This is a genomic window from Brevundimonas sp. CURTG3B2_SDJG (assembly GCF_057364705.1).
In genome coordinates, this window is record NZ_JBNFOJ010000075.1 from 1 (window position 1) to 11,407 (window position 11,407).

An 11,407-nucleotide genomic window follows, 5' to 3' on the forward strand; every position below is an offset into this window, starting at 1 on the left:
CCGGCCGCCTCCTGCCGGCAGTTCTGCGCCGCATCGCCGCTGGCCAGGCCCGAGGGCAGGGCGGAACCCAGATTGGCCGCCAGCGCCGCCCGGACGCGGGCTTGGCAGATCTCCATCGTCTCGTCGGCTCGCCGGAGGATCGGGCTGCATTCGGACCGCTCGTAGCCGTAGGGATCGGCGCGCGCCCAGTCGGGGATCGTGGGAGGCGGGGCGGCGGGAGCGGCGACGACCGGTTCCTGCGCCGGCGTGCTCCAGACCGCCGGCCCTGCGGCGGGTGAAGCTTGTTGCAGCACGAGGGCGGAGACGAGAGCGGCGGCGAGCATGAGAACCTCCGAAACCGGAAACAGCCTAGTCTATTTCGCCAGGGCCCGCATCGCCTTCTCCAGGCCTTCCAGGGTCAGGGGATACATGCGCTCGTCCACCAGTTCGCGGATGATCCCTACCGACGGCGAATAGCTCCAGTACCGCTCCGGCGAAGGATTGAGCCAGGCCGCCTTGTCCCACTGCTGCGTCGCCCGTTTCAGCCAGACCGCTCCGGCCTCCTCGTTCCAGTGCTCGACCGAACCGCCGGGCATGGTCACCTCATAGGGGCTCATCGTCGCATCCCCGACGAAGATCGCGCGCCAGTCGCCCGGGTACTTGTTCAACACGTCCCAGGTCGGGGTCTTCTCGGCGTGACGGCGGCGGTTGTCCTTCCAGACGCCCTCGTAGAGGCAATTGTGGAAGTAGAAGAATTCCAGGTGCTTGAACTCGGTCTTGGCCGCCGAGAACAGCTCCTCGCACATCTTCACATGGGCATCCATCGAACCGCCGATGTCCAGAAACAGCAGCACCTTGATCGTGTTGCGGCGTTCCGGGCGCATATGAATGTCCAGCCAGCCCTGGCGCGCTGTGCCGTCGATGGTGGCGTCCATGTCCAGCTCGTCGGCCGCGCCCTGGCGCGCGAACCGGCGCAGGCGGCGCAGCGCCACCTTGATGTTGCGCGTGCCCAGCTCGACCTGGTCGTCCAGGTTCCGGTACTCGCGCTTTTCCCACACCTTCACGGCCCGGCCGTGCTTGCCGGGCCCGCCGATGCGAACGCCCTCCGGATTGTAGCCGCCGTGACCGAAGGGGCTGGTCCCGCCGGTGCCGATCCAGCGGTTGCCGCCCTCGTGCCGGCCCTGCTGCTCCTCCAGGCGCTGCTTCAGCGTCTCCATCAGCTTGTCGAAGCCGCCCAGCGCCTCGATCTGGGCCTTCTCCTCGTCGGTCAGGTATTTCTCGGTTAGCAGCCGCAGCCAGTCCTCGGGGATGTCCGTGGTCAGGTCTTCGCCGGCGCCGACCGTCTCGACCCCGGCGAAGACCTTGCCGAACACCTGGTCGAAGCGGTCGTAGTGCTTCTCGTCCTTGACCAGGACCGCCCGCGACAGGTGGTAGAAGTCATCGACCTTCCGGCCGGCGACATTCTTGTCCATGGCTTCCATCAGATGGAGCCATTCCTTCATCGACACGGGCACTTTCGCGTCGCGCAGGGCGGTGAAGAAGGGGAGCAGCATGACGTCAGCCTATCAGGCCTTCTCCAGCAGCCCAATCAGCTGTTCGGCGTCCTTGGGCGCGGCGCTTTTGATGTCATTGTCGAAATAGGCCACCACGTCCCGCTGTCCGCGCCATCCGCGGATCGCTTCGGCCCACCTTCTCAGCGCCGCCACGCCGTAGCGGCCGTGATAGCGCCCGCCCGGCCCGTGTCCGCGCATATAGACGAAGTCCGCCGTGGCCTCCCACGGCGCCGGCGCGTGGTGATGGTCCGAAATGCACAGAGCGACGTTCCGCCGCCGTAGCATCTCCAGGACCGCGTCATCGTACCAGCCCGGATGCCGGAACTCGACGCTGTAGCGGCGGCCCGCGGGGAGGGCATCCAGAAAATCCTCCAGCCGAGTGTCGTCCCGGTGTAGACTCGGCGGCAGCTGGAACAGGATCGGCCCCAGTTTCGGACCCAGGCCCTGGGCCCGTTCGAACATGTAAGCCAGGCTGTCCGTCGGCTCGCGCAGCTTCTTGTTGTGGGTGATGAACCGCGAGGCCTTCCAGGCGAACAGGAAGTCCTCCGGCGTCTGCGCGCGCCAGCCGGCCACGGCCTTGTCCGTCGGCATGCGGTAGAAGCTGGCGTTGATCTCCAGCGTCGGGAAGCGCCGCGAGATGTAGGCCAGACGGCCCGCCGCCTTCACCTCCTCCGGATAGAAGGGGCCGTTCCAGTCCTTGTACGCCCAGCCGGAGGTGCCGATCCTGACGGTATGCATGGGCGGGCAACCGGCGGGACGGTCCGCGGTTCCGCGACGATCAGGGTTTCGAACGCTCGACCAGCGCGGCCTCGAACAGGACGCCGGCGTACAGCGCCACCACGGCCGGCTCCTCGTAGGGTCCCGTGGCGCGGGCCTTGAATCCCCATTCGTCGCGGTGTGACACTAGGGCGAGGGTCAGCTTCCAGGCGTCGCCGACCCGGACCTTGTAGGCCGCAAGGGACGATGGCTCCTGGCCCTCCAAACTCATCGACGGCAAGCCGGCGCTATAGGGTTCCGCGTCCGGCCAGCGCGCCACGATCGCACGGCCGGCGTCCGCGAGGACGGCGACCGCGCTGGGCATCGGGCGATAGCGGGTCGCGTAGATCGTCAGATCGATGTCCAGCGCTTCGTCGCGCGAGATGCAGCCGACATCGTCGCCCCGGGAGATTCCTGCGGCCTCGGTCGGAAAGATGTGGATCCGATCCTCCGGCCCGCCCTCGAAGCCGCAAACCATGCCGCTGGCGACGTGCCTGACCCGCGCCAGCCCGTCGTCCCGAGTGGCGTTGACGAAGACGCCCTCGGCCCCTGCGTCGGCGATCAGCCGGTCGGCGCGCGTCCGGGCCTCGGCGATCTCCTCGGCCGTAGCGGTCGATGCCTCGTCCTGGGCCGCGGCGGCCGGCGCGATCGTCAGCGTCGCGGCGAGAATCCATTCGGCGAGCATGATCTTCCCCCGTTCGGGCCGATCAAGCCACGGTTGGGGGCGAACGTCTATCCGCGTCTCAGAATGAACTCGTGGTCCCGCCAGGCGCCGACGGGGTATTCATACTCTCCCGCCTTCTCGAAGCCATGGGCGGCGTACAGCTTCTGCGCCTTCACATTGCCGCTCCAGACTCCGATCCATAGCGGGCCGTCGCTGTTCGCCTCCATCCAGTCCAGCGCCAGGGCGAGCAGCCGTGTCCCCAGGCCCAGGCCCTGCGCCGCCTTTGACACGTACAGCCGCCGCAACTCCGCGTGGCTGCGCCGGGCATCGGGATGGGGCAGGCCGTTGGGGCCAGCGTTGGCGAAGGCCAGCAGTTCGCCGTCACGCTCGGCCACCCACCATCGACCGCCGGGCTCCTTCAGCTTCTCGAGCGTCGCCGCTTCGCTGAAGCTGGTCGCCAGGTAGGCGGCCAGGTCGTCGGCCGGGTAGGGGATGGAGAAGCCCTTCACGAAGGTGTCGATGAAGGTCTCCTGTCCCAACCGCGCGAGGGCCGCCGCGTCGGCCTCGGTGGGGGTGCGGATGACGACGTCGCTCATGGCTTCGCTTTCAGCCCATCCCCGCCTTTCGCTCAACCATTTTCCGCGAGTGTTTGATGTGAACCCGGCCTAGTCTGGGACAATGAGCGCGGCTCTGTTCACCCATCCCGACATGCTGTCCCACCAGCCCGGCGTCGGCCATCCCGAACGGCCCGAACGACTGCGGGCGGTGCTTGCCGCCCTGGACGACGCGGCTTGGCGCGAGACCGCCGGGCGGCGACCGAGGTCTCGGTCGCCGATCTGGAGCGCCTGCACCCCGCCGCCTACGTCCGGCGCATCCTGACGCCTCGCCCGAGCGAAGGATTGGCGGCGCTAGACGCGGACACCGTCCTGTCGCCGGGCAGCGTGCGCGCCGCGCGCCTGGCCGCCGGCGCGGTGATCGATGCCGTCCGCACGGTCGCGAACGGCGAGGCGGTCCGCGCGTTCGCCGCTGTCCGTCCGCCCGGCCATCACGCCGAGCCGGAGCGGGCGATGGGCTTCTGCCTGTTCTCCAACGTCGCGGTGGCGGCTCGCGTCGCCCAGGCGGAGGGCCTGACTCGCGTCGCGGTGATCGACTTCGACGTTCACCACGGCAACGGCACCCAGGCCGCCTTCGAGGCCGACGACCGTCTGTTCCTGGGCTCCATCCATCAGTCGCCGCTGTACCCCGGCACCGGCGCGGCGTCCGAGACCGGCGTCGGCAACATCGTCAATGCGCCTGTCCCGCCCCATGCCGCTCGGGAGGCCTGGCGCGCCACCTTCTGCGATCGGCTGATGCCAGCGCTCCAGGTCTTCAATCCGGACCTGATCCTGATCTCCGCCGGATTCGACGCCCACCGCCGCGATCCGCTCGCCCACCAGAGCCTGGAGGCGGAGGATTTCGCCTGGGCGACCCGGGCGGTCGTCGAGGTCGCGAGATCGTGCTGTGGCGGCAAGGTTGTCTCATCGCTCGAGGGCGGTTACGACCTAGAAGGGCTGGGCCGTTCCGCGGCCGCCCATGTCCAGGCTCTGGGGGAGGACTAAAGGCCGGATCGTATTGAACTTTCCGTCCCGAAACGCATGTCAGCCCCCGCCCGAGAACCCGTCATCGATCAATTCGCGCCGCGCCCGATTCCCCGACCCGCGGCCCTGGTGTCCGTTCGCCCCGGCGCCATCGTCCTGGCGCGCCACGGCGAGCCGGCCCTGTCGCGCAAATGCCTGCTCACCTCCGACCAGTACCGGGACTGGTGGGCCAGGTACGAGGTCGGCGGCCTGCGCGCCGGCCAGACCCCGCCGCCCGAGCTGGTCGCAACGGCGGAAGGCGCCGGCGCCATCTACGCCTCGACCCGGCCGCGCGCACAGGAGACCGCCGCCGCCGCCGCCGCCGGCAAGGAAGTCATGACCGACGCCCTGTTCATCGAGGCGCCGCTGCCCCCGCCGCACTTCCCCGCCTGGTTCAAGCTGCCGCCCAAATACTGGGGCGCGGTGGCCCGCTTCTGGTGGCACGCCTTCAACCATCACGAAGGCCAGGAGACTCGCCGCGAGGCCGAGGCCCGCGCCGAGAAGGCCGCCCAGGTCCTGATCGGCCGCGCCGAATCGGGCCAGGACGTCCTGGTCCTCGCCCACGGCTATTTCAACCACATGGTCGGCCGACGCCTGAAGGCCGACGGCTGGAAGCTCGTCCATAACCAGGGCTTCCGCTACTGGTCCCAGCGCCGCTACGAGAAGCGCTGACGCGGAGGGGACGATGATCCGGCGGTCCCTGCTTGTCTGTCTGCTCTCGCTAGTCGCGGCCGGATCGGCTTTGGCCCAGGATGCGGCTCCTGTCGCGGACGCGGCCCACCCCGTCCGCGTGGCGATCGAGACCTCCGCCGGGACCATTCTCGCCGAGACCGATCCGCGCGCGCCGATCACCTCGGCCAACTTCCTGCGCTATGTCGACGAGGGCCGCTTCGACGGTACGACCTTCTATCGCGGCATGGTGCTGACGCCCGGCTCCGGTCTGATCCAGGGCGGGACCAGCAACGCGCCGGACCGGGTTCTGTCGCCCATCGCCCATGAACCCACCAGCCAGACCGGCCTCCGCCATGTCGACGGCGCCCTGTCGATGGCGCGCTTCGACCCCGGTACGGCGACGGGCGATTTCTTCATCATCGTCGGCGACGTGACCTCGCTGGACGCCGGGCGCTCCCGGCCTGACGATCCCGGCTTCGCGGTCTTCGGCCGCGTGGTCGAGGGCATGGACGTTGTGCGCCGGATTATGGAGGCCCCTAAGTCCGCGACCGAGGGCGACGGTCACATGCGCGGCCAGATGCTCGATCCCCGCGTCGAGATCGTCCGCGTCCGTCGCGTCGAAGCCGTCGCGCCCTAGGGCGGGCCGTCGTCTTCCGGCGCTTTCTTGGCCTTCTCGATCAACGTCTTCACGCCATCCAGCAGATCGGCGAACGCCGCCAGCCGGGCGGTGATCGCCACCGCGTCGGCGCGCGCCTTGTCCACCGCGTCCTTGGCGGTCTTCGCGGCCTCGAACGCCGCCTCGACGTCGGGGCCCGTCTCGGCCAGCCAGGCGCTGGCGGCGCGCAGCATCTGGGTGTGAAGGCCCTCCAGATTGTCGTTCACCGCCTTCAACTTCACCGCGTCGCCGCCGCACGCCTTGCGGTCCGCCTTGCGGTTCCGCCACGCGTCGGAATAGGCCTGCGCCGCCAGGGCGAAACGCTCTTCATGGCTGCTCATCGGGCCGGCTCCTGGGCTTCGGGGGTCAGGGCGCTGATCTCGGCGACGGCCCGGTTCAGGTCCGCGACGTCGGGGCTGCCGGTTCTCTCGAAGTCGCCGTGCGCCGCCTCCAGCTTGGCCAGCGTCCGCACGATGGCGTCATAGCGCAGGCGTTGAAGGCGCACGCGATCGTTGGCCTGTCCTTGCAGATAGGCCATGGCGGCCCCCGCGCGCTGGGGTTTGTCGCCAGAATCCCCTCGGCGGAGGGCGTCAACTCGACGCCCAGGTCCTTCGCCATCGGCGCCAGCAGCGGCGCCCGGGCGATCAGATTGGCCTCGTACAACGCCTGCACCGCCGCGCCTTCCTGCTCGGCGAAGGCGCCCGACAGGCTGTTGAACAGGCGGGCTTCGGCCGACAGCGACTGGCGCAAGAGGGTCACCGCCTCGCGGATGCGGACGCTGCCGGTGCTCAGCCGCGCCCGCTGGCGGTCCCGCGCCAGCAGGCCCGCGCCCTGGCTGATCAGGCCGCCGACCGGGGCGCTGATCAGGCTCCCGGAGCCCGGCTGGATCAGATTCGCATAGGTGTTGACGCTCGTGGTCAGACGCCCGACCACCGTCTCCATCGCCCCTTCGGCGTCGTACTCCGCCTCGACGCCCAGCGCGCGATAGGCGTCGGCGAGCGCAGTCAGGGCGTCGGCGCGCAGGTTGATCGCCGTGATCAGCCTGTCGACCTCGCGGGCGTTGGCGTCGCCTTGCTCGACCGGCTCGCACTCGGCCGGATCGCTCAGTTCGACGCAGGTCTCCCAGGTCGCGGTGAACACCGTCAGCTCCTCCTGCCGGTCCAGGCGCCCCGACAGGTCGCGCACCTCCAGGGCCGCCGCCTCGGACGCCTCGGCGCCGCTCCTGGCCAGCTGCGCGGCCTGCTCGCGCGGGACCGAGGCGCAGGCGGCCATTCCGGCGCACAAGCCTGCAACAAGGAGAACTCTCCCCATGATCGCACCCCTTCCAAGCCCTGAACTCAGACGTGTGTATCCCGGAACGGGGGTATGCGGAACGGGGCCGCAGCGGATTGCCGCCGTTCGGCGCACTGACTAAGGAAGGGGTTCATCTGTGGAACCTCCATGTCCGACTCTCCGATCCCGGCCGACCTCAGCTTCGAAGACGCGTTGCAGCGCCTGGAGCAGATCGTTCAGAAGCTCGAGTCCGGCCAGGCGCCCCTCGAAGAATCGATCGCCCTGTACGAGGAGGGCGCACGCCTGAAGGCCCATTGCGAGGCCCGGCTCAAGGCGGCTCAGCTGCGGGTCGAGAAGATCGTCGTCGGCCCCGACGGCCAGGCGAAGGGCGCCGAGCCCGCCGGGTTCGAGTGATGTCCTCCGCCGAAGACGCCGTCGCTCCACAGATCGGGGTCGACGACTTCCTGAAGGTCGACGTCCGCGTCGGCCAGGTGCTGAAGGCCGAGCCGTTCCCCGAGGCCCGCAAGCCCGCCTACAAGCTCACCATCGATTTCGGCCCCGTGATCGGCGTCAAGAAGTCCTCGGCCCAGATCACCGTCCACTACACCCTGGATGAACTGGTCGGCCGCAAGGTCGCCGCCGTGGTCAACTTCCCGCCGCGCCAGATCGGCCCGATCCGGTCCGAAGTCCTGACCCTGGGGTTCCCGGACAAGGACGGCGCCGTGGTCCTGATCGGGGTCGACCGCGAGGTCCCCGTGGGCGGGAGGCTGTTCTGAACGTTCTGGCCGCCAACTCGCCCGAGCAGGATGTCGTCGACCGCGTCGCCGAGGTCGCCGACCTCGTCACCGTGGCCCTGGACGAGCTGCTGCCGCGGGCGGACGGACCAGAGTCCCGCCTGACCGAGGCCATGCGCTACGCCGCGCTGGGTCCCGGCAAGCGGCTGCGCCCCTTCTTCGCGCTGGAAGCCGCCACCCTCTTCGACATCGAGGAGCGGCCTGTCCTGCGCGCCGCCTGCGCCCTGGAGTGCGTCCACGCCTACAGCCTGGTCCACGACGACCTGCCGGCCATGGACGACGACGACATGCGCCGGGGCCGTCCCACCTTGCACCGCGCCTATGACGAGGCGACCGCCATCCTGGCCGGCGACGCGCTGCAGACCGCCGCCTTCGACATCGTCCTGCACCCCGACACCCACGAGGATCCCGCCGTCCGCTGCGAGCTCGCCGCCCGTCTGTCCATGGCGTCCGGCGCGCGCGGCATGGCCGGCGGCCAGATGATCGACCTGCTGGGCGTCCGGGACGACCTGGGCGGCGTGGCCCGCATGCAGCGGTTGAAGACCGGCGCCCTGTTCACCTACGCCTTCGAGATCCCGCTGATCATCGCCCACGCCCGCGAGATCCACCGTCAGGCCCTGACCAGCTTCGCCCACGACATCGGGCTGGCCTATCAGATCGTCGACGACCTGCTGGACGTCGAGGGCGACGAGGACATCCTGGGCAAGGCCGCCCGCAAGGATCACGCCCAGGGCAAGACCAATTTCGTCACCCTGCTGGGCGTCGAGGCGGCGCGGCACAGGGTCGCGCATCTGGCTGATCAGGCCCGCGCCCACCTGGACGTCTTCGGCTCGGACGCCGAAATCCTCAAGGCCAGTGTGGACTTTGTGCTGAAGCGCAGGTCCTGATAGGGGACTGACCCCTGCATCGGTCGTGCATCGATTTTACAAATCGGATCGATCCGGCCCGCAGCGAAATGCGCTACAGCGTGTTGGAAGACCAAAGGCTTAGGTACGAACCGCCCGCATGCCCGACACCCCCCTTCTCGATCAGGTCAAGCTGCCCGCCGACATGCGGGGCTTCGACCTCCCTCAGCTGAAGCAGCTGGCCGACGAGTTGCGGACCGAGACCATCGACGCCGTTTCGGTCACCGGCGGCCATCTGGGCGCGGGCCTGGGCGTGGTCGAGTTGACGGTGGCCCTGCACCATGTGTTCGAGACGCCCCGGGATATCCTGATCTGGGACGTCGGCCACCAGTGCTATCCGCACAAGATCCTGACGGGCCGCCGGGACCGCATCCGCACCCTGCGCCAGGGCGGAGGCCTGTCGGGCTTCACCAAGCGCAGCGAGAGCGAATACGACCCCTTCGGCGCCGCCCACGCCTCGACCTCGATCAGCGCCGCCCTCGGCTTCGCCGCCGCTCGGGATCAGAAGGGCGAGAACAACCGGGTCGTAGCCGTCATCGGCGACGGCTCGATCTCGGCCGGCATGGCCTATGAGGCGATGAACAATGCGGCCGAGGCGACCCATGGCCAGCTGATGGTCATCCTCAACGACAACGACATGTCGATCGCCCCGCCCGTCGGCGGTATGAGCGCCTACCTGGCCCGCCAGGTCTCGGGCGGCGCCTACCGCCAGGTCCGCAACATCGGCAAGAAATTCGTCGAACACCTGCCGCGCCCGTTCAAGAACGCCGCCCGCAAGGCCGAGGAATATGCCCGCGGCATGGTCGTCGGGGGCACCTTCTTCGAGGAACTGGGCTTCTACTACGTCGGCCCCATCGACGGGCACGACATGGACAACCTGGTGCCCATCCTGAAGAACGCCGCCGCCATCACGGATCGTCCCGTGCTGGTCCACGTCGTGACGCAGAAGGGCAAGGGCTACGCCCCGGCCGAAAGCAGCGCCGACAAACTCCACGCCGTGGTCAAGTTCGACGTCGTCTCGGGCAAGCAGTCCAAGCCGGTCTCCAACGCGCCCAGCTACACCAAGGTGTTCGGGACCGAGCTGATCAAGCGGGCCGAGCGCGACCCCTCCATCGTCGCCATCACCGCCGCCATGCCCAGTGGAACGGGTCTGGACCTGTTCGGCGCCGCCTTCCCGGACCGGACCTACGACGTCGGCATCGCCGAGCAGCACGCCGTCACCTTCGCCGCCGGCCTGGCCGCCGACGGCATGAAGCCGGTCTGCGCCATCTATTCGACCTTCCTCCAGCGCGGCTACGACCAGGTCGTCCACGACGTGGCCATCCAGTCCCTACCGGTGCGCTTCGCCATGGACCGCGCGGGCCTGGTCGGCGCGGACGGCTCGACCCACGCCGGTTCCTTCGACATCGGCTACATGGGCGCCCTGCCGGGCATGGTCCTGATGGCCGCCTCGGACGAAGCCGAACTGGCCGCCATGATCGCCACCAGCCTGGAGATCGACGATCGCCCCTCGGCGTTCCGCTATCCCCGCGGCGACGGCGTCGGCGTCGACATCCCCGACCTCGCCGCCCCGCTGGAGATCGGCAAGGGCCGGGTGGTCCGCGAAGGCACGGCCGTGGCCCTGCTGTCCCTGGGCACGCGTCTGCAGGAGACGCTGAAGGCCGCCGACGCCCTGGCGGCCAAGGGCGTCTCGGCCACCGTCGTGGACGCCCGCTTCGCCAAGCCGCTGGACGAAGACCTGATCCTGCGCCTGGCCCGCGAGCACGAGGCCCTGATCACCGTGGAAGAGGGAGCCATGGGCGGCTTCGGAGGCTTCGTGCTGCAGATGCTGGCCGAAAAGGGCGCGCTCGACGCCGGCCTGAAGATCCGCACCCTGCATCTGCCCGACATCTTCCAGGATCAGGACAGTCCGGCGGCCCAGTACGCCCAGGCCGGGCTGAACGCCGAGCATATCGCCGCCGCCGCGCTTCAGGCGCTCGGCGTACAGGCCCGAAGCCGCGCGGCCAGGGCCTAGACCTCCGGGGCAACCTGAAGCCGCCGCATCCGTTCTGCTATGGACGGGTGGGCGGATCGGAGGTCCCCGTGAGACGCTTCTCCCTCATCCTGATCGCCGGCCCGGCCTTGCTGGCCGCGCCCGTCGCAGCCCAGGACGCCGCGCCCCCGGCTCCCGCGGCCCCAGGACGCGCCCCGTCTGAACTCCAGATCTTCCGGGAAACCGACGTGGCCATGACCTGCGTCCAGATCTCGGACGAGGCGGCTCAGCTCAGCGCCACCATGGGCGGTTCCCAGGGCGGCGGGGTGTTCGGCGCTCTGGGCGGCGTGGCGCGCTCAGGCGCCGCCTTGCTGGTCCCTGGCGCGGGCCTGGCCATCGCGGGAGCCGATGTGCTGACGCGGCCGAGCGCGAGCGCCGGGAGGCCCGCGAGCGCGCCGTCCAGCACCGTTGGTACTATCTGAACGGCCTGTACACCGGCCTGCGTTGCGGCGCTCAGGCTTCGGAGGCGGCTTCGCCCCCAGCCGGCCTCGGCCGCGCCCCGAGGGGCG

At 69.5% G+C, this 11,407-nt stretch carries 14 protein-coding genes and 1 pseudogene; 8 read left to right on the forward strand and 7 right to left on the reverse strand.

Annotated features, from left to right (window positions below):
• From AC2W7C_RS06995 to AC2W7C_RS07015, 5 genes and pseudogenes are all read right to left on the reverse strand, one after another.
• Positions 1-323, reverse strand: a pseudogene (locus AC2W7C_RS06995) (hypothetical protein); the annotation flags it as partial.
• A gap of 30 nt (positions 324-353) precedes the next feature.
• Positions 354-1,532 carry a vWA domain-containing protein gene (locus AC2W7C_RS07000; RefSeq protein ID WP_486000791.1) on the reverse strand — a complete coding sequence of 393 codons (1,179 nt, stop codon included), beginning with the start codon at positions 1,530-1,532 and terminating at the stop codon, positions 354-356.
• A 12-nt stretch (positions 1,533-1,544) separates the two neighbouring features.
• Positions 1,545-2,270 carry a DUF72 domain-containing protein gene (locus tag AC2W7C_RS07005; RefSeq protein ID WP_486000792.1) on the reverse strand — a complete coding sequence of 242 codons (726 nt, stop codon included), beginning with the start codon at positions 2,268-2,270 and terminating at the stop codon, positions 1,545-1,547.
• 40 nt (positions 2,271-2,310) lie between these two features.
• Positions 2,311-2,973: a hypothetical protein gene (locus AC2W7C_RS07010; RefSeq protein ID WP_486000793.1), complete on the reverse strand. Its 663-nt coding sequence runs from the start codon at positions 2,971-2,973 to the stop codon at positions 2,311-2,313.
• 47 nt (positions 2,974-3,020) lie between these two features.
• Positions 3,021-3,548 (reverse strand): GNAT family N-acetyltransferase, encoded by a 528-nt coding sequence (locus AC2W7C_RS07015; protein ID WP_486000794.1) that lies wholly within the window; start codon positions 3,546-3,548, stop codon positions 3,021-3,023.
• 195 nt (positions 3,549-3,743) lie between these two features.
• On the opposite strand from AC2W7C_RS07015, the gene AC2W7C_RS07020 reads away from it, so the two are divergent.
• From AC2W7C_RS07020 to AC2W7C_RS07030, 3 genes are read left to right on the forward strand one after another with little or no spacing between them, the layout of a single operon-like run.
• The gene (locus tag AC2W7C_RS07020; protein WP_486000795.1) at positions 3,744-4,550 is read left to right on the forward strand and encodes a histone deacetylase family protein; all 807 of its coding nucleotides are present in this window, start codon (positions 3,744-3,746) and stop codon (positions 4,548-4,550) included.
• Positions 4,551-4,586: 36 nt separating this feature from the next.
• Positions 4,587-5,240 carry a histidine phosphatase family protein gene (locus AC2W7C_RS07025; RefSeq protein WP_486000796.1) on the forward strand — a complete coding sequence of 218 codons (654 nt, stop codon included), beginning with the start codon at positions 4,587-4,589 and terminating at the stop codon, positions 5,238-5,240.
• A gap of 13 nt (positions 5,241-5,253) precedes the next feature.
• Positions 5,254-5,877: a peptidylprolyl isomerase gene (locus AC2W7C_RS07030; RefSeq protein ID WP_486000797.1), complete on the forward strand. Its 624-nt coding sequence runs from the start codon at positions 5,254-5,256 to the stop codon at positions 5,875-5,877.
• Here the strand turns inward: AC2W7C_RS07030 and AC2W7C_RS07035 are convergent.
• Entirely contained in the window at positions 5,874-6,236 is a 363-nt protein-coding gene (locus tag AC2W7C_RS07035; RefSeq protein WP_486000798.1) for a hypothetical protein, read from the reverse strand. The genes AC2W7C_RS07030 and AC2W7C_RS07035 overlap by 4 nt on opposite strands.
• A 55-nt stretch (positions 6,237-6,291) precedes the next feature.
• Positions 6,292-7,206 carry a hypothetical protein gene (locus AC2W7C_RS07040; RefSeq protein WP_486000799.1) on the reverse strand — a complete coding sequence of 305 codons (915 nt, stop codon included), beginning with the start codon at positions 7,204-7,206 and terminating at the stop codon, positions 6,292-6,294.
• A 129-nt stretch (positions 7,207-7,335) separates the two neighbouring features.
• On the opposite strand from AC2W7C_RS07040, the gene AC2W7C_RS07045 reads away from it, so the two are divergent.
• The 5 genes from AC2W7C_RS07045 to AC2W7C_RS07065 all read left to right on the forward strand — a co-directional run bounded on the left by AC2W7C_RS07045 (position 7,336) and on the right by AC2W7C_RS07065 (position 11,320).
• Positions 7,336-7,581, forward strand: a complete 246-nt coding sequence (locus AC2W7C_RS07045) for an exodeoxyribonuclease VII small subunit (RefSeq protein WP_486000800.1) — start codon at positions 7,336-7,338, stop codon at positions 7,579-7,581.
• On the forward strand, positions 7,581-7,943 hold the full coding sequence (locus tag AC2W7C_RS07050) for a tRNA-binding protein (RefSeq protein WP_486000801.1): 363 nt from the start codon (positions 7,581-7,583) through the stop codon (positions 7,941-7,943). The genes AC2W7C_RS07045 and AC2W7C_RS07050 overlap by 1 nt, the downstream gene beginning before the upstream one ends.
• 5 nt (positions 7,944-7,948) lie before the next feature.
• Entirely contained in the window at positions 7,949-8,848 is a 900-nt protein-coding gene (locus AC2W7C_RS07055) for a polyprenyl synthetase family protein (RefSeq protein WP_486000804.1), read from the forward strand.
• A gap of 118 nt (positions 8,849-8,966) precedes the next feature.
• On the forward strand, positions 8,967-10,880 hold the full coding sequence (gene dxs, locus AC2W7C_RS07060; protein ID WP_486000802.1) for a 1-deoxy-D-xylulose-5-phosphate synthase: 1,914 nt from the start codon (positions 8,967-8,969) through the stop codon (positions 10,878-10,880).
• Between the two features lie 68 nt (positions 10,881-10,948).
• The gene (locus AC2W7C_RS07065; RefSeq protein ID WP_486000803.1) at positions 10,949-11,320 is read left to right on the forward strand and encodes a hypothetical protein; all 372 of its coding nucleotides are present in this window, start codon (positions 10,949-10,951) and stop codon (positions 11,318-11,320) included.
• Positions 11,321-11,407: the final 87 nt, after the last annotated feature.